The organism is Arthrobacter pascens (assembly GCF_030815585.1).
Lineage (GTDB): Bacteria > Actinomycetota > Actinomycetes > Actinomycetales > Micrococcaceae > Arthrobacter > Arthrobacter pascens_A.
The window spans coordinates 3,188,532-3,206,164 of record NZ_JAUSWY010000001.1 but is presented as its reverse complement, the minus strand read 5'-3'; the positions used below and the strand labels follow the sequence as shown (position 1 = coordinate 3,206,164).

At 65.5% G+C, this 17,633-nt stretch carries 13 protein-coding genes and 1 pseudogene; 3 read left to right on the top strand and 11 right to left on the bottom strand.

All coding sequences use genetic code 11. The annotated features are described in order from the left end of the window. Window positions 1-5 precede the first annotated feature (5 nt). The 3 genes from QFZ30_RS14770 to QFZ30_RS14760 form a co-directional block, all read right to left on the bottom strand. A complete protein-coding gene (locus QFZ30_RS14770; protein WP_307077440.1) occupies window positions 6-914 on the bottom strand; it encodes a GGDEF domain-containing response regulator in 909 nt (302 codons plus the stop codon). Further along, entirely contained in the window at window positions 911-4,318 is a 3,408-nt protein-coding gene (locus QFZ30_RS14765) for a PAS domain-containing hybrid sensor histidine kinase/response regulator (RefSeq protein ID WP_307077438.1), read from the bottom strand. The genes QFZ30_RS14770 and QFZ30_RS14765 overlap by 4 nt, the downstream gene beginning before the upstream one ends. Window positions 4,319-4,422: 104 nt before the next feature. Further along, window positions 4,423-5,757 carry an MBL fold metallo-hydrolase gene (locus tag QFZ30_RS14760; RefSeq protein ID WP_307077436.1) on the bottom strand — a complete coding sequence of 445 codons (1,335 nt, stop codon included), beginning with the start codon at window positions 5,755-5,757 and terminating at the stop codon, window positions 4,423-4,425. A gap of 284 nt (window positions 5,758-6,041) precedes the next feature. Here QFZ30_RS14760 and QFZ30_RS14755 point away from each other — a divergent pair, with 284 nt between their 5' ends. Next, on the top strand, window positions 6,042-6,251 hold the full coding sequence (locus tag QFZ30_RS14755; RefSeq protein WP_307077433.1) for a hypothetical protein: 210 nt from the start codon (window positions 6,042-6,044) through the stop codon (window positions 6,249-6,251). Between the two features lie 3 nt (window positions 6,252-6,254). Here QFZ30_RS14755 and QFZ30_RS14750 read toward each other — a convergent pair whose 3' ends face one another. The 5 genes from QFZ30_RS14750 to QFZ30_RS14730 form a co-directional block, all read right to left on the bottom strand. Continuing rightward, window positions 6,255-8,399, bottom strand: coding sequence for a putative bifunctional diguanylate cyclase/phosphodiesterase (locus tag QFZ30_RS14750; RefSeq protein ID WP_373462848.1), 2,145 nt, complete (start codon window positions 8,397-8,399; stop codon window positions 6,255-6,257). Between the two features lie 167 nt (window positions 8,400-8,566). After that, window positions 8,567-8,833 carry a GlsB/YeaQ/YmgE family stress response membrane protein gene (locus tag QFZ30_RS14745; RefSeq protein ID WP_307077432.1) on the bottom strand — a complete coding sequence of 89 codons (267 nt, stop codon included), beginning with the start codon at window positions 8,831-8,833 and terminating at the stop codon, window positions 8,567-8,569. A 92-nt stretch (window positions 8,834-8,925) separates the two neighbouring features. Then, the gene (locus tag QFZ30_RS14740; protein WP_307077431.1) at window positions 8,926-10,335 is read right to left on the bottom strand and encodes a UDP-glucose dehydrogenase family protein; all 1,410 of its coding nucleotides are present in this window, start codon (window positions 10,333-10,335) and stop codon (window positions 8,926-8,928) included. Further along, window positions 10,332-11,483 (bottom strand): glycosyltransferase family 4 protein, encoded by a 1,152-nt coding sequence (locus QFZ30_RS14735; protein ID WP_307077427.1) that lies wholly within the window; start codon window positions 11,481-11,483, stop codon window positions 10,332-10,334. Before QFZ30_RS14735 ends, QFZ30_RS14740 begins: the two co-directional genes overlap by 4 nt. 394 nt (window positions 11,484-11,877) lie before the next feature. Further along, a complete protein-coding gene (locus tag QFZ30_RS14730; RefSeq protein WP_307077426.1) occupies window positions 11,878-12,807 on the bottom strand; it encodes a hypothetical protein in 930 nt (309 codons plus the stop codon). Window positions 12,808-12,995: 188 nt separating this feature from the next. Here QFZ30_RS14730 and QFZ30_RS14725 point away from each other — a divergent pair, with 188 nt between their 5' ends. Next, entirely contained in the window at window positions 12,996-14,213 is a 1,218-nt protein-coding gene (locus QFZ30_RS14725) for an integrase catalytic domain-containing protein (RefSeq protein ID WP_307077424.1), read from the top strand. 257 nt (window positions 14,214-14,470) lie between these two features. Further along, a pseudogene (locus QFZ30_RS14720) lies at window positions 14,471-14,914 on the top strand (PRC-barrel domain-containing protein); the annotation flags it as partial. Between the two features lie 72 nt (window positions 14,915-14,986). Here QFZ30_RS14720 and QFZ30_RS14715 read toward each other — a convergent pair. The 3 genes from QFZ30_RS14715 to QFZ30_RS14705 all read right to left on the bottom strand — a co-directional run bounded on the left by QFZ30_RS14715 (window position 14,987) and on the right by QFZ30_RS14705 (window position 17,528). Beyond that, a complete protein-coding gene (locus QFZ30_RS14715; RefSeq protein ID WP_307077420.1) occupies window positions 14,987-15,853 on the bottom strand; it encodes an HNH endonuclease in 867 nt (288 codons plus the stop codon). Window positions 15,854-15,988: 135 nt separating this feature from the next. Then, window positions 15,989-16,816, bottom strand: coding sequence for a DUF1206 domain-containing protein (locus QFZ30_RS14710; protein ID WP_307077418.1), 828 nt, complete (start codon window positions 16,814-16,816; stop codon window positions 15,989-15,991). 250 nt (window positions 16,817-17,066) lie between these two features. Next, on the bottom strand, window positions 17,067-17,528 hold the full coding sequence (locus QFZ30_RS14705; RefSeq protein WP_307077416.1) for a DUF4383 domain-containing protein: 462 nt from the start codon (window positions 17,526-17,528) through the stop codon (window positions 17,067-17,069). Window positions 17,529-17,633: the final 105 nt, after the last annotated feature.

The following is a 17,633-nucleotide window of genomic DNA, read 5'->3' as shown; positions in this document are numbered from 1 at the left end:
CCATGCTACCGGGCCAGTTCCACGCGGTTCCTGCCGGCGGCCTTGGCTGCGTAGAGCGCGGCGTCGGCTTCGCCCAGCAGTTGCTCGGCGCCCACACGGTGCTCCGCCGTGAAAGCCGAAATCCCCGCGCTGAGCGTCAGCTGCCCTAAAGGATCCCCGGAATGCGCGATCTCCAGCTTCCGAACACGGTTCAACGCCCGTTCCATAAACGCCCCGGCGCCGGCCTGTGTCTGGTTCGGCAGGACCAGGAGGAATTCCTCGCCGCCGAACCTGTACACGCCGTCGGTCTTCCGCGCCTGGCCGACCAGCGCCGCAGCCACAGCCCGCAGCGCAAGGTCGCCCGCCTGGTGGCCGTATATGTCGTTGTAGCTCTTGAAGTTGTCGACGTCGCACATGGCCAGGCAGTAGCCCTCCGCATACCGGTGGCTGCGCGCGTGCAGCTGTTCCAGGTCCTCGGACAGTTTCAGCCGGTTGTGCAGCCCGGTGAGGGGATCGGTCCGCGCCTGGTGCGAGAGCACCTTGCGGTAGTGCGCCAGATCGGCGTGCAGCGTGGTCACCCGCAGCGCCACCAGCAGCCGGGTGTGCATCACAAACGGGTCCAGCGGCTTGGTGACATAGTCATCAGCGCCGGCCTCCAGTCCGGCCAGCACATCGTCCCGGGAGCCCTGCGAGGTCAGCAGCACGATGTACGTGTACAGCTCCGCCTCGCGCGCCCGGATGGCCCGGCACAGCGCCAGCCCGTCCATCCCGGGCATCATCCAATCCGTGACCACCACGTCCGGCTGGTGCGCCAGGTACAGCGCCCACGCTTCGTCGCCGTCCGCCGCCGCCAGGCAGAAATGCCCATAACTTTCGACGGCGGCTTTGGCCACCAGGAGCGAGCCCGGATCGTCGTCCGCCACCAGGACTTTCACCGCGCCACCGCCAGCGCCTCATCCAGTTCCGCGTCCACCAGCGCCAGCTCTGCCTCGAGCCTGCTGACCAGTTGTGGGCCGTCGTCGTGGTTTCCGTTGCGGCCAATCCCTTCCAGCTCCTGGCACAGGCCGGCCACGGCCGTGGCGCCGATGTTGGCTGCCGCCCCCTTGAGGACGTGGGCGGCCCGCACCAACGCCTGCCCGCCGCCGTCGTTCACGGCCTCGCGGAGTGAGGCAAGCCGTGCGGGGACGTCCCGCCGGAACGCATCTGCGGTCGCTGGCAGCAGGCCCCGGCCGTCCGCGGGGCCGAGCTCACGCAGGATGGCAAGCCGGTCCGGATCCACCGACGGCGGCCGGGAAGTTTCCGCGGCCGGCTCGGGAATCCAGCGGGTCAAGGCAGCCTCAAGCTCAGCCGCGTCCACAGGCTTGGCGAGGTAGTCATCCATGCCCGCGGCGAGGCAGCGTTCACGGTCACCGTACAAGGCCCCCGCGGTCATGGCAATGATGGGGAGGCGGCTGTGTTTTCCGTCGCGGCTGCGGATGACCCTGGTGGCATCGAAACCGTCCATGACCGGCATGTGGCAATCCATCAGGATCGCGGCATATTGGGTGGTGGTCGTGGCGGAGACGGCCTCGGAGCCATCGGCAACGACGTCCACCGCGTAGCCCAACTTCGTCACCGTTGCCCGGGCCACCAGCTGGTTGACCTCGTTGTCCTCCACCACCAGGACACGGCCCCGGGAGGGCACGGCCTGCGCGGACGGTTCGGCTGGCGCTGCCGGTAAAAGCGCCGCGGATCCGGACCCCGCGGCAGGAGTCTTCGCTCCGGACATTCCTGTGGCCCCCGGTTCGTGGGCGGACATCAGACGGACCAGGCGGTTGTACAACTCGGAGCTGCGCACCGGTTTCATCAGCCATTCACGGACCCCGGCCTCGGAAACCTCTGCCGGGTTGACCTGCATAGTGGAGGTGAGCATGATCAGCTCGATGTCCGCCAGGCCGGCGTCGGCCTTGAGCTCGCGTGCCAGTTCCAGGCCGTCCGTGTCCGGCATGCAGAGGTCCAGGACCGCGATGTCGAAGGGCTCTCCGGCAGCGGCCGCCTCCCGGGCTCGGGCCAGGGCGGACTGGGCATCCGGCACCGCCTCCGGCCGCAGGCGCCAGCCGCGCAGCTGGGATTCCAGCACCAGGCGGTTGGTGGCGTTGTCATCCACCACCAGCACCCTCAGCCCGTTCAGGAAACCGGCGGCCGGGGCGGGGGCGCTGGAGCCGGTGACCACCGGCAGGGGTATGCAGAACCAGAACGTGCTGCCTTCCTGCAGTTGGCTCTTCAGCCCTATCTCCCCGCCCATTGCCTCCGTGAGCCGCCTGCAGATGGCCAGCCCCAGTCCGGTGCCGCCGTATCGCCGTGTGGTGGAGGCGTCCGCCTGGGAAAATGACTCGAAAAGCCGTGAGTGGTGGGCCGGATCAATGCCGATGCCGGTATCGCTGACGTCGAAGCGCACAATTGCGCTGCCATCCTCCTGGACCTCCGCCCGGACCCGGATGGACACCTCGCCGGAGGACGTGAACTTCACCGCGTTGGAGGTCAGGTTCAGGAGAATCTGGCGGATCCGGCCGGAATCACCGGACAGCAGGGCCGGAACTTCCGGATCGCAATAGGCAATGAGTTCCAGCTGCTTGGCCTGCGCGGCCTCAGCGAGCAGCCCGGCCACTTCCTCCACCAGGAGCCGCGGATCGAAGGGCCTGACGTCCAGGTCCACCTTGCCGGCCTCCAGCTTGGAGAAGTCCAGGATGTCGTTGATGAGTCCGAGCAATGCCTCGCCGGCACCCTTGACACCTTGTGCGTACTGCTTCTGGGTCTCGTCGAGGGGGGTGGCCAGCAGCAGGGCGGTCAGCCCCACCACCCCATTCATGGGCGTGCGGATCTCGTGGCTCATGGTGGCCAGGAATTCGGACTTCAGCCGGCTGGATTCCAGTGCGGCCTCCCGGGCGGCCTGCAGCTCCAGTTCCGCGGCCCGGCGCTGCGTGATGTCACGGGCGATGGTGGCGATGCCGCGGAGCTGCCCGGCGTCGCGGATGGGGGAGATGGTCAGGGACACCGGAATGGCGGTCCCGTCCTTCTTCAGGTGCTCAGTCTCGTGCCTTATGGCTCCCCGGCCTTCGGCGAGCTGCTGGAAAGCCTCCATGTCGCGGTCCCAGTTGCCAGGCACCAGGAGGAAGCTCCCATCGCGTCCGATCACTTCCTCGGCTGTGTACCCGTACTGCCGTTCGGCGCCCGCGTTCCAGCTGGTGATGATGCCCTCCGGAGTGGTGGCCAGGATGGCGTCGGCCGACGCATTGACGATCGCGCCAAGTCCTTCCAGCTCCGCGGTGCGGGCCGCGACTTGCTGCTCCAGGCCGCTGGTCAGGGTGATGTTCTCAATGATGATCAGCACCTGCCGCACCAGTATGAAAACCACTGTTGCCCTGCCCGCCACCAGCAGGAAGGGACTCAGCTCGTGAACGTGCGGCGCTGCAAACAGGGCCACGGCGGCCATCATGGGAACGTACGGGAGCAGCTCCAGCGCCAGCGCATAGGCCTTCCGGTCCGGTCCCGGCTTCTCTTCAAACGGCATCAGCGGTGCCACTGCAATCAGCAGGAACGCCGAGACCCATCCCAGGGCCAAGGGCGAGCCTGTGACACCAAAGATGCCCTCGAAGGTCAGCCGGACGTAAATGGTGTCAGTGACGGTGAGGAGCAGCAGCCCGCCGCCGAAGCACAGCCACGGCAGCCGTTCGCCGTGCCTGCGCATCGCCAGCACCAGGACCAGGGACGTGATGACCACATCCACCACCGGATACCCCAGGTTTGTCAGCCAGGTGAGGAGATCGCCGCTCCCGGAGCTGAAGACGGGCCCCAGAGCCGTGAACCAGCTGACCACCAGGACCGAGCCGGCTATGACGGCGGCATCCATGACTGTCCGGAACAGGGCCACCCGGCTGCCGCTGCGCCGTTTGAAGGTGAAAAGGGCGACGGCGGCCGGCACCGAATATGACAGGAACAGGGCATCCGCCAACGACGGGAAAGGATAGACGTTGTTGTAGGCGAGGCCGTAGAAGGTGTAGACCGCCATCCCTGCTGCCCAGACGTAGGCAGCCGCCGCCATGAACGCCCAGGCGCGGGCGTTCACGCCGCCGCGCAACGCTGCCCGGCTGCAGCTGGCGCCGGCCAGCAGGGCCGCCACAAGGATGGAAAAGTCGCCGGCCACCAGCGCCGGAGGGGTGCCGCTGTTGGCAGCTAAGTACAGCCCGATCACAGCCAGCACCACAGCAGTCAGCAAGATCAGCCATCCCAGCGTCGCCTTGCTGCTACCGATACTGGGCCGCTTCCCTGGCCGCCGCGCCAGGAGACCAGTCTGAGACACGCGGATCCCTCCCCCTAGGTGCGCCATTCACCCAAGACCAGGTTTAACCGGGAATTGGCCACCCGAGACCAGAGTGCAGACGCAAGGCTATGATATCCCTCACGTCAAGAAGTCGTCTGGGACCGGAACTTCGCGTCCACGTGGACCACGTCCCTGCCGGCGCGCTGCAGCAGGCTTGCGGCAACCCCCGACCGGTAGCCTGACTCGCAGTGGACCCATACCTTGCCGCCGGGTACCTCCTCCATCCGCTTCAGCAGCTCATGCAGCGGAATGTTCACGGCGCCGGCGAGGTGGCCGGCGTCGTACTCGTCAGTGCGCCGGACGTCCAGCACCACGTCCCCGTCGCTGCGCTGGCGCAGCATTTCCTCCCAGCCCACCCGCGGATAGGACACGACGGCGGTTCCTACGGCGAGTGCCTCCGGTTCCGTCCCCAGCGCTGCGTCGGGGGAGTCGATGCCGATGCGCGAGAGGTCCCGGATGGCCTTCTCAACGTCCGTGCGTCCGCCCACCAGGGTGAGCTGCCGGCCCCAGGGCAGGACCCACCCCAGGTAGGCGGTGAAGCTGGATCCGCGGCCGTATTCGAAGCTGACTGAGCCCTGTAGATGGCTGCTGGCGAACGCCACCCGGTTGCGCAGATCCACCACCCACTCGCCGTCCTCCAGCCTGCGCGAGAGTTCGGCAGGATCAAGCGATTCCGGGACGGTGAGGTCCGCCGGACCCGGGCCCTGGATGTTGGCCGGCGCCATGTGCGCGTAGTAGGACGGGTACGCCGTGAGGTTGGCGATCAGCTCCCGCACAAAGTGGTCCTCGTCCGGATCGGTCAGGGCGTGGTTGGTTTCCAGCTGCTGCGCGATGGTGGATTCGTGTGCGCCCGACGCCGGACCGGACGAACAGAACGAGCCGAAGCCATGCGTGGGGTACAGGGCTGCCTCCGGCCCGGCCTCCTTCACCAGACGGCGGACCGACGTGTACTGGTCACGTGTGAGCTGCTCGGTGTCTTCGGGGGCCACGAGGTCAGTCCGTCCTACCGATCCGTACAGCAGGCTGCCGCCCGAAAACACCGCTTGCTGGTCGCCGTCGGTGACCACATAGGAGAGGTGATGGTGGGTGTGGCCGGGCGTGGCCACCGCCTTCACGGTGAGCCTGCCCACCTGGACTGTATCGCCGTCGGCTATTGGCCGGTGTTCAAACCCGACGGCGGCTGCCGGGTTAACCAGGTACCACGCGCCGTGGGCGCCGGCCAGAACGAGGCCACCGGTGAGGTAGTCGTTGTGCAGGTGCGTTTCGGCGACGTGGGTGATCCGCACACCGGCCTCTGCGGCGGCCGTTTCAACCCTGTCCGTGTCCCGCTGCGGGTCGATGACAAGCGCCACCTGGCCGTCGTGAACCAGATAGCTGCGGTCTCCGAGCGGCGGTGTTTCAATCACAACGACGTCCATGGTTTTCATTGTCCTCGTTCCGGGTGCTCAAACGCGGCACTTGGATAGGGTGGAGGAATGACCGATGCCCCCTTGAACGTTGTTGTGCTGCTGTTTCCCAGTGTCACGCAGCTGGATTTCACCGGGCCCGCCCAGGTTTTCTCGAAGATTCCGAACGCCCGGGTCCATCTGGCGTGGCACGATCTGGACCCGGTCAGCACCGACGGTGGATGGTGCATCGTGCCCACCACTATGTTGGAAGACTGTCCTCCCGCTGACGTGCTGTTTGTGCCGACTTCGCGTTCGTGCTCGCAGCCGAACTCTATGGCGACGAAACCGCCCGCCGCACCCAATTGGCCATCGAGTACGACCCGGAACCTCCCTTTGATCACGGTTCACCCATGAAGGCAGACCCGGCGCTGGTGGCCGAAATAACGGCCGCCACCCGCGGCCTGCGGATCGAAATGGTCCGCAAAGGCGCCAAGGCACTCGGCGTGGCCAACCGCCAGGCCTAGTCCTTACCGGTTCTTCAGCGCGTCAATCGCCTCTTGAGCCTGCTGCACGGCCAGCTCAAGCCGGGCTCCGGTTTCCGGCAGGGAAAACAGGTAGCCCTGCAGCGAATCGCAGTCCAGGGCCGTCAGGTAGTCGGCCTGAGCCACGGTCTCGACGCCCTCGGCCGTGACCGTCAGGCCCAGGCTGTGCGCCATGTTGATCATCGAACTGAGGATAGGGAGGCGTTCAGCTCCGGTCCGCACCATGGAGACAAAGGTCTTGTCGATCTTCACAGTGTCCACCGGCAGGTCCTGCAGCCGGCCCAGCGAGGAGTATCCGGTGCCGAAGTCATCCAGGGCAACCCGGACGCCCGCCTCGCGCAGGCTGCTGAGCTGTTGGATCAGGCTGCAGTCGGCGTCGAAAAATACACTCTCCGTGACCTCCAGGACCAGTTGGTAGGCGCCAACTCCGCTGGCCTCGGCGAGGCTCAGCACCCGACTGGCAAAATCCGGTTCCAGCAGCTGGACTCCGGACACATTCACGGCCACCGACCGCGACAGGTCCTCCTTCAGCCACGGCGCAAGCTGCACCAGGCTGAGGGCCATCACCTCCGCACCGATCTCGCTGATCAACCCGCTGCGCTCTGCCATCGGAACAAAGACCGACGGGGGGATGCGTTCGCCGTAGCGGTCCCACCGCGCCAGGGCCTCGACTTGGACCACCTGGCCCATCCGCGGGGACACGATGGGCTGGAAGGCCACGGAGATCTCCCTGCGGGGGATGGCCAGCTGCAGTCCGGCCTCCATATCCGTGCGCTGGATGAGCGCCGTCATCATGTCCGGATGGAACCGCAGGTAGCGGTTCTTGCCCGCCGCCTTCGCCGCGTACATGGCGATGTCCGCATGGCGCAGCAACTCGGACGTCCCGATTGCCTCCTGGCTGACGGATGCCAACCCCAGGCTCAGGCTGGGCCGGAGCACGGTGCCGTTGATGGTCAGGGGCACACGCAGGCACCGGAGAATGCACGCGGCAAGGGCATCGGCGTCAGGGCAGGCTGTCAGCAGCACCGCAAACTCGTCGCCGCCGAGCCGGGCCACGACGTCGGCAGTGGGAGCGCAGCCGCGGAGCCTGCGCGCCATTTCCATCAGCATGTCATCACCGGCCTGGTGTCCAAGGATGTCGTTGACTTCCTTGAAGTCGTCCAAGTCGATCAGGAGCACGTCCACGGATTTGAGCCGCGGTGCGAGCAGGGCCGCGGCCAGCCCGTCGTTGAACACCGCACGGTTGGCAAGTCCGGTCAGCGGATCCTGGAACGCCATGGCCCTTAGCTGTTCCGCCTGCGCGGCCAGGTCCTGCATGGCCTGCTGTGCCTGCTCCTGGGCTTGCCGGCGCGGAGTGACGTCACGGAAGCTCCACACCCTGCCCACAATTCTGTCGCCGACTCTTTGGGGGCGCGAGTACCTTTCGAACGTCCGGCCGTCCCGGAAATCCAGCACGTCATGGCTTTCCGCCGCCATACTGTCCTCCACCTCCTTGATCCGGGCCAGAAAGGCTTCCGGGTCAACGACCTTGGACAGCACCACACTCATCACTGGCTCCCTGGTATCAGCCTGGATCAGCTCGGGCGGGATGCCCCACATGGTGAGGAACTGGGTGTTGAGTCCGGAAATCTTTCCCGCCGAGTTGATCACCAGGATGCCGTCCGCCGTGGATTCCAGAGTGGCCGTTAGCAGGGACAGGGCCTCACGCAGATCTGCGGCTGCGGCTTCCCGGTGCGAGGTGCTCCGGAAGGAAACCAGCAGCTGGGTTTGATTGCCGTAATTCAGCAGGGAGCCGGCCACCTCTGAGGGGAACTCCGTCCCGTTACTGTCCGTGCCGTACACCAGCAGCGGCTGCAGTGGTTCCTCCGGCTGCTCCTGCAGCTGCTGGAAGAGCCGGACGATTTCCTTCCGGAACCCCTCGGACAGCAGCAACCGGTGGTCACTACCGATCAGCGCGTCCCGCGAGATACCGAAGAGCCTGCTGGCAGCGGAGTTCGCCAGGCTGATGGTGCCGTCGGCTGCCACCACCAGTACGGCGTCGGGGTTGGCGTCAAGGAGGGCATTGCCGTCCATGTCGGCCTGGAAAACTTGTGCCGACAGATCCTTGTTGCGACGCCCGGATTTCACCATGGCACAACCACCCCCAACGCACATCATAAAGTGCCGATGCCCGATATCAATGGGACGGGCTGGAACGGCCTGCCGATTGGTGTAGACCGATACCGCAGGGTAGATAAAAGCGCCCTTCCCCAAGAGCATGGAGAAGGGCGCTTTCGCCTGTGGAAGTTTGCTTTAAGTCAGACGCGGCTTCTACGGCCAGCGACTGCGCCGTAAATGAGCAGGACGATGACTGAACCCAGGATGGCCAGCAGCCAGGTCCTGATATCGAAGAAGTCACCCAGTCCGCCGCCGAAGATCAGCGAGCCGATCCAGCCGCCCAGGATCGCGCCGACGACGCCAAGGACGAGGGTAATCAGCCAGCCTCCTCCTTGCCTGCCAGGGAGGAGCATCTTGGCTATAGCTCCAGCAATCAGGCCCACAATGAGAAATCCGAGAATTCCCATGATCACACTTCCTTGTCGATAATCGGTGCCGACGCTCTCCCCGGTCATCCAATTCAATCAGTGTACTTACTATTCTGCAAGGATTCCGGATATCAAGGGGTGGGAATGTTTGCTGGCGCGACACTCGTGCAACCGAAATGCGTCACTTTTGGGTCCTCCCGGTCCGGGAACGCCCGCCCTAGCCCGCGGACCGTCCAGCCTTCCGCCTGCCACGCCTCAGCGTCCAGCACGTTCCGAGCATCCAGCACCACCCGCCGCCGCACCATCCCGCCGGCAAGCGCAGGCGAAAGCAGCCGGTACTCCTCCCACTCGGTGAGCAGCAGAACCAGTTCGGCGCCCTCCAGCGCCTTCTCCACGGACGTTTCAAAGCGAAGCTGCGGATAGCGCATCCACGCGCTGTTGACGGCCTTCGGGTCCGTCACCGTCACGTGCGCGCCGGCGGCCGCCATCCGGGCCGCGACATCCAGGGCGGGGGAGTCGCGGATGTCGTCCGTATCCGGCTTGAAGGAGGCGCCAAGCACAGTGATCGTGCGGCCGCCCAGGCCGCCGCACAGTTCATGGGCGAGATTCACCGTCCGGGTCCGCTGGCGCAGGTTCACGGCATCCACCACGCCCATCCACTCATCCACCGAGCCCACGCGCAAAGCAGATGCCTGCGCCCGGAAGCTGCGGATGTCCTTGGGCAGGCAGCCGCCGCCGAAGCCCAGACCGGCGTGCAGGTACCGGTTGCCGATCCGCGGATCCAGCCCCATCGCTTCGCTGAGTTCGGTCACGTCGGCCCCGGAGGCGTCGCACAGCTCCGAGACGGCGTTGATGAAGCTGACCTTTGTTGCCAGGAAGGCGTTGGCCGCCGATTTGATGAGTTCCGCCGTGGCAAAATTGCACACCAGGCGCGGAATGCCGGCGTCCAGCAGCGGCCCGTAGACGGCATCCAGCGCCGCAGTGACAGCCTTGGGTGCGCCCGTGGCGGCGTCGAAGGCAGCCGCCCGCCCGCCTGCCACCCCGTAAACCAGCCGGTCCGGAACCAGCGAATCCTTGACCGCTGTGCCCTGCCGCAAGAACTCCGGGTTCCATCCCAGCAGCACGTCCGGGCGCCGGGAAAGGATTCCGCGGAGCATGTCCACCGTGCCTACCGGCACCGTTGATTTACCGACGACGACGGCGCCCCTCGCCAGGTGCGGGAGCAGCGCCTCTGTGGCGGACACCAGATAGGTGAGGTCGGCGCCGTCGGACGTTTTGGCCTGCGGCGTCCCGACGCACAGGAAGTGGACCTGCGCGCCGGCGGCCTTGGCGACGTCCGTGGTGAACGTGAGCCGGCCGGTGGCGCGGCCGTCCTGGAGGAGCTCGTCGAGGCCGGGTTCGAAGAACGGGGCCAGTCCGCGGCCCAGCTGGTCCACTTTGGTGGCGTCGACGTCGATTCCTACTACGGTGTGGCCCATCGAAGCGAGCGTGGCCGCGTGCACCGCGCCCAGGTAGCCGCAGCCGATCACTGAGATTTTCACAGCACTGCCCCACTTCTCGAGACGGACGTTTGGGTTGGGAGCGCCGAGACCTCGCGGTAGTGCCGCACCAGTTCGGCGCTCAACGCCGGCCAGGTCCGGCCCTGGACCGATGCGTGCGCTGCGGCGGCGAAAGCCCGGCGCTTGGCGTCGTCGCCCATCAGGTCCATAACGTGTGCGCGCATTCCGGACAGATCGCCCGGTTCATATAGCCATCCGGTGCGGGAATTCTCCACGAGGTCCAGGGGACCGCCGCGTCCGGTGGCCACCACAGGCACGCCCGACGCCATGGCCTCCTGGATGGTCTGGCAGAAGGTCTCGAACTCGCCTGGATGGACAAACAGATCGAACGACGCCACGGCCCGGGCGAGTTCTTCGCCGCCCAGGAAGCCGGTGAAGCAGGCGTTCGGCAGGGCCTCTTCGAGTGCGGCACGCTGCGGGCCGTCACCCACGATCACCAGCCTGGTGTTGGGCACGTCGGCCAGTGCGGCCAGGTCCTCCACCTGCTTCTCGATGGCCAGCCGGCCCACATAGCCGATGATCCGCTCACCGCCAGGAGCCACGGCAGCCCGCCAGCCGCCGTCGCGCTTTTCCGGTGCAAACCGCGCGGTGTCCACACCGCGCCGCCACATGTCCACCCGCGGAATCCCGCGTCCGCGCAACTGGTTCAGCGCGAACGTGGACGGCGCCAGGGTCCGGGTGGCCAGCAGGTGGATGTTCTCCACCCGGTTCCACGCCCAGTTCTCCAGGAATGGCACACCATACCGTGCGGCGTAGCTGGGGATCTCGGTCTGGTAGATGGCGACGGTGGGGATGCCCAGCTGGTGCGCAGCCTGCACCGCCCGCCAGCCGAGCACAAACGGTGAGGCAAGGTGGACAACGTCCGGCGCGTAATCGGCAAGGATTCGCTTGACCCGGTACACACCGCCCATCGCCACGCGCACGTTGGTGTAGCCGGCCAGGGGCACGGACGGGAGGCGGTGCACCTGTGCGCCGTGGACCACGTCCGGGACATCGCTGTCCTGGGTGGACGGCGCGATCACCAGCACCTCATGGCCACGCTCCTGCAGATGCTCAAGCACCCGCAGGATGGAGTGCGTGACCCCGTTCATCAATGGCAGGAATGATTCGGCAACAATTGCGATCCTCACACCTCTACGGTGCGCCCGTTGCCTGACGCGGCGGGGGAGGGGGCGTTGCGGGGAGGGAAAGGTTGGGTTAACAGCTCGTTGGCTCACCGCGGGCGAAGCCGATCCCGGCTCCTCGACGGCTTGGTGGTCAGGGTTTGGTGGTCCCGGTTTGGTGGGGGTTGGGTGGACAGAGTCGGGTGGACAGGAGGGCGACCCCTCCTGTCCACCCGCTCGGCGGCCCCTAGGTGAGCCCGCGGACGGGGTCGGGCCAGTTGCCCACGACGGAAGTCACTCGGGCACTGTGGAACTCACGGATGTTGAAGGACATGACTGTAGCTCCTGACTGACTTTGGTGTCCGGACGCCGACGGCGTTCGGTGGTCGTTTTCTGCCGGAAATGGGCAGGGCTGACCTGTTCAGTCGGGAGTGGACCCGGGATCGAAGGAAGGACCTGGGGGTATGGTCTCTGCCTCGGTGCGGTTCGCTGCACCTGCGGCAGTGGGGAATGCAGGCCAGGATCCGGCGAGATCCGCTGGGCCGCCAAACCCGCCGAAGGATCCCGAACTGGCATGCCCGGCGTGTCCGGGCAGTGCGGAGGCCCGGAGCGGGCCGGTAGTGCCCTGCGGGCCTGCGGGCGCAGATGGGCCTGCACCTGTGACGGCAAGCGGGGCCGATCCGGCGAAGTCCCGGGCGGGAGTGAAGCCGAATGTCCAGGTGTTGCTTGCTGCGCCGCCCGCGGGGACCAGTGGAATGCCGGCGGCTGAGGCGCCAGTGGTGCCATCACTGGGTTCTGGGGCTGGCAGCGGGGCTGAGGCGCCGTTGTCCGGCGCCGGGGTCCAGGCCGGGCCACTGCGTGCCGCAATGGGCACAACACCAGGCACTGGCGCTGGCAGCGGGACGACGCCTGGCAAGAGGGCCTGGACGGGCGCAGGCAGCAGGGCCGGCAGTTGCTCAGGCAGGGGCAGGATGCCAGGCAGAGGAAGCGGGAGTGGCGCCTGAACCGGGGGAAGCTCGGGAAGCGCAGGGGCGAGCCCGCTGACCGCCGCGGTGGTCCCCGGGACGACGGGACTGCCCGCAGCGGTCAACGCGTCGGCGATGTCGGCGGCCGGGCCAAGGATGGTGGTTTCTGGGGCCACTGCCGTGTTCTCCGCGCCCCGGACGTCCGGCGATGCCGGGAGGGGGACAGATTGAACGACAAGCGGGCCGGCAGGTTGCACGAGAGCCCCGGCGTCCGCGGCAGGAGTGTCGGCCTGGGCTGTTCCGGCGCCCCAGATGAGCCAAGCCAGGGCGGCTAGGAGAGCCAGCAATATGGTGCGGACGGCAGGCGCCAGCGGTCTCGTGGCCATCGGGTCACCCCCCTCGCAGATGGACAACAGATTACGCCGGGCCCACCCCTCCGTCTAGCCCTCGCGTTGACTCATAGAAAATGCGCGCGAAGCAGGTATCGAGGAATCATTTGAGAATGCGCGCGTAGCGGTGTGCCTGCCCGCTCCGGTTCGCCGGCGGCGGTAGGCCTGCGACTATGGAGCTGACAATGAGTCAACGCAAGGCTGTGACGAAGATGCTGGCATTGGAATACCGCCGGGCATCCAAGGTCGGGAAGGGCCTGATCCTTGACCAGGTTTGCGGGCTCAACGGGTGGCACCGCAACCATGCACGTAAAGCTCTCACACAGGCATTGACCATTAGGGCGGTCAAGCCCCGGCCACCGAGGCCGCCGCTCTACGGGGAACCGGTGATGAAGGCGCTGCGGCTCCTGTGGGCGGTGCAGGGCACCCCGTGCGGGCGGCTGCTCGCGGCGGCGCTGCCGGACTTGGTGCCGCGGCTGCGTCGGCTCAAAGAGTTGGAGATCGACGATGGATGCGCAGGCCTGCTGCTGAGGATCGCCCCTGCCACCATCGATCGCAGACTCAGGGCCGACCGGGCCAAACTCGATCCGCGGGGCCGGTCCCATACCAAGCCGGGGACGCTGCTGAAGGACTCGATTCCGATGCGGACCTGGGCCGAATGGGATGACGCCCGCCCCGGGTTCGTGGAGATCGATCTGGTGGGTCACGAGGGTGGCAATTCGCAGGGCGAGTTCTGTTTCACCCTCGATATCACTGACGTCGCGACCGGCTGGACGGAGACCGTTTCGGTGAGGAACAAGGCGCAGAAATGGGTGTTTGCAGCAATCAAGGAAGCCACCGCGAAGTTCCCGTTCCCGGTCTTGGGCATCGATTCGGACAACGGTTCAGAGTTCATCAACTGGGAGCTGTTCCGCTGGTGCGAACAGGAGAACCTCACATTCACCAGGTCCCGGTCAGGGAACAAAAACGACGGCGCGCATGTAGGGCAGAAGAACTGGCACATCGTCCGGCAGACCGTCGGATACCACCGCTACGACACTCCCGGCGAGCTTGACCTGTTGAACCGGATCTGGGAGCTGCAACGAATCCTGACGAACCATTTCGCGCCCCAGCAGAAGCTCATTTCCAAGGAACGCCACGGCGCAAAGATCACCAAGAAATATGATGCCCCGCGAACACCATTCCAACGGGCCCTCGCCGACGAAGGCACCGTCCGGAAGGCGGTCAAGACCAGACTCACGCGGGAAAACAAACCTCTAAACCCGGCCGCGATCCAGCGACAGATCCAAGCTCTCACCGCCGAACTGCTCACGCTGACCACCAGCAAACAAGGACCCAAAGCCAAGCCGTCCATGCGCGCACATTCAAATGATTCCACGATGAAAACCACGCGCGCATCTTGACATGATTCCTCGGGGCCCTAAACCGTCGAGAAGAAATCAAACAGGCAGTCTTCTCTTTCGATGCTAAGCAAGCTTACTGTATAGGAGCAGCGACAGCGGAAACACAAGAAGACGGGGCGGCTGGCAACGTGGCGGAGGCCGTTCCCGGCTCCACAGGCGGATTCGCCGCGAGTCAAGCCGCCGCAAGCCAAGCTGCCGCAAGCCAAGCTGCCGCAAGCCAAGCCGCCAGCGCCCGGGCGCCATCCAAAGGAGAAGTCATGCTCACGAGGGAAGACATTGAAGGCCTGCTCAACAGAGGCGGAAACGTCATTGGATCGGATGGCGAAAAGATTGGCTCCATTGGCCAGCTCTATGCCGACGACGACACCGGCGAGCCTACGTGGGTTGCCGTTGATACCGGGCTCTTCGGCGCCTCGCAGTCCTTCGTTCCAGTGGAGGGGGCCCGGATCCAAGGCGACGATCTGGTGGTTCCGTACACCAAGGACTTCGTCAAGGATGCCCCGCGGGTGGAATCGGACCGGCACCTGGAGCCGGCAGAGGAGGACCGGCTTTATGCCCACTATGAGAGGGACGGAAGCCGGACGTACTCCGAAGCGCGTGCCGAGGCTGCGGACATGACCCGCTCGGAGGATCCCCTGAACGTGGACACCGACCAGCAGGCCACCGGGCGAAGCGGCCTGCGCAAGTACGTCACCGTCGAGGAAGGCCGCAGGGAAGGCATGGAACCCGACGGCGCCGACGACGCCCGTCGCTGACTGGAGCGCAACGATTCGCTATTTCTCGGGGCCCAGTATCTCGCGGGCTATTCGCTGGGCTTCGAGTTCTTCAGGGGACACCGTGGTTCCACGCAGGAATCCCGAGTCGGCGATGATCTGCCTCAGCTCCACGAGGCTCCTTGGTATGCCCACTCCCTGGTGCGCCATGGCGTGGCAATTGGCGCAGAGCGGAACCAGGTCCGTGAGCGGATCCAACTGGTAGCCGTTGCCGAGCTGGGACACCGGCACAACATGGTGGGTGTGGATGAAGTCCTTGCCTATATCGCCGTAGGTGGCTTCAAAGGAGAACCCGCAGGCCGCGCAGTTGATGCCATGATGCGCGATGCAGGCGCGCCGCGCCTCGGGGTCGTGTTCGTACCGGTTCACCTCCACCCGGGTGACCGCGCCCTGCGGATAAGTGCCAGGCACAGGTTGGGTGGGGTCGGGTCCCGGGGCCGGCCCGAAGGTTCCCCAGAGGGCCCGTATGTTGGCCTCTTCGGCCGGCGCGACGGCAAAACCCGAGACATCGACGCTGCCCCACGGAACCCCGGGGGCGGCTTGTGTGAGAACGTCTGAGGCTATCTGGTCGCCCAAGGGCAGCAGCGCATCGAACGCTACCTGCACGTAGATCGCAGTCTCGTCCGCCCCTGCATCGTGGGACCCGGGTTCCGGCTGCTCCGACACCACAACACCGTGGCCGATCAGCGCCGGGCCGTGGTGCCCCTGTAGGAGCAGCCAGGCATCAGCGCGTGCCGGGATGTTCAGGTCTTGGTCCACTCTCCATGGCATGAAGCACAGGCCGGCTTCGGCCACCTGTTCGATGACCGCCGCGTAGTTCCAGTGGTCCCGGCGGTCTGGGTTCCAGCCCAGGATGATGGCGGTCATGGGCTTATTGTTCCACCCGGGGCCTTATGGCTGGGGACTTGCGGAAGGCTGCCGCCGCAGATTAACTGCCGTCGCGGTAGGGCCGGCCGCTCCATCAAGCCAGCGGAGCAGGAGCCTGCCGCGTCGGCTGGGAGCTCACATCCGCGCGAATTTGGCCTTCACCATCACGTAGAGCCCGTAACAGATCAGACCGGCGCCGACGGCGGTCAGCATGTAAACCCCGTACGGCTGCTCGCGCAGCGCATTCAGTCCGCCATCCAGGCCAGTGGACTCCTGAGGGTTGGCGTTAACGGTGGAAATGATGAACAGCAATCCCACCAGAAACAGTGCGACGCCCTCGGCTACATAGCCGACCACTCCCAGCCCCGTCACAACGGACCGTGCGGTGCCCGAGGGTGGCAGCCGCAGATCCTTCTTGAACGATCCTTTGACTCCGAGGACCACGAAGACAAGGCCGGCGATGGCGATCGCCGCCCCGATGGCGATCAGCAGGAACGCACCCCCGGGCGCTTTGATGATGGAGACCGTGAAATCGCTGGTGGACTGTCCACTGGTCTGGCTGTTTCCGCTGGCGGAGGCAGCAAACGTCAGAGCCATGACAGCGAACACCACCGCCTTGCCGGCTGCGGAAAGCTTCTTTCCCACCTTTTTCTTGGCCTCCAACTGACCGTAATCGAACACGGCGTTGCTGGTTTGCCAGAGAGCCAGAGCAACGCAGGCGGCGAATCCGGCCCACAGCAGCAGCAGGCCCTGCGGCTGGGCGGCAAGTTGGGCGACTGCACCGGCCTGATCAGCGGGTCCCGCCTGTCCGGCCTTGCCCAGTGCCAACTGCATGGCGACGAACCCGACCAGAAGGTGCAACAGGCCGCTGACGGCAAAACCTGCCCTGGCGGCAATCACGAGAGCCCTCGAGTTCGATGCATCCTCGACCGCGTTCGCGGCGTCCTTCAGCTCTCTCTTCATTTCCGATCCTTAGCGCAAGATCAAGCGCAGATATGGTGGTGCGTAACGCCTATTTTGTCACGGGAGTACGCCCACGGACAGGCCTGGTCGGAGCCAGCGAAGACAGCATCCGGGGCGGCTCCCGGCACAAGAAAGCTGGTGCAGCTGTTCGCGTAACGCGTCAACTGCACCAGCCATAGGACGAATATTCAGAACTTTATGGATCTTTTCTCATTCGCGGCTCCTATTTCCCGGCTTGTAATGTCCGGGTTTATTTCCTCTCGCCGGTCATGTCCCGTGAGAACAGCCAGCCAGCAGCAATCATCAGTACACCCAGCACGAGGTGGGTCCAGTTGTCCGGCATGTTCAGCGACAGGAAATTGGCCGCCGAATCTACGCCGACACTGAGCCCGAATATGCTGAGGACGATATACAGCGCGCCGGCGCCCATGAGGTAGTTTCGTGCGCCATGTTCGGTGCGGGACATGGCCCAGCCAGTTGCGCCGATGGCCAGCTGCACAATATTCAGCAGCATGGACACCTGGAACAGGCCAAGGAACATGGCGTGGGAATCAGGCCCAAGGAACATCAATTCGCTGTACTGAGTGGTGATGCCCGGGATAAAGCCCAGGACACCCACCAACATCAAAACAATACCCACACCCATGCCAGCGTTCTGGACGTCTGCACGCCCAAAATGAACACCGTGCGCATGTGGGGATGCGGTAGTCATTTTTCTGCCTCCAACCATGGATTGCGGACATTCCAATTTTACGGCGGACCTGTGCAAAAAGCGCCGGAAAGCGCCGGCGATGGGGAGTTCTGCCCAGCGACATCC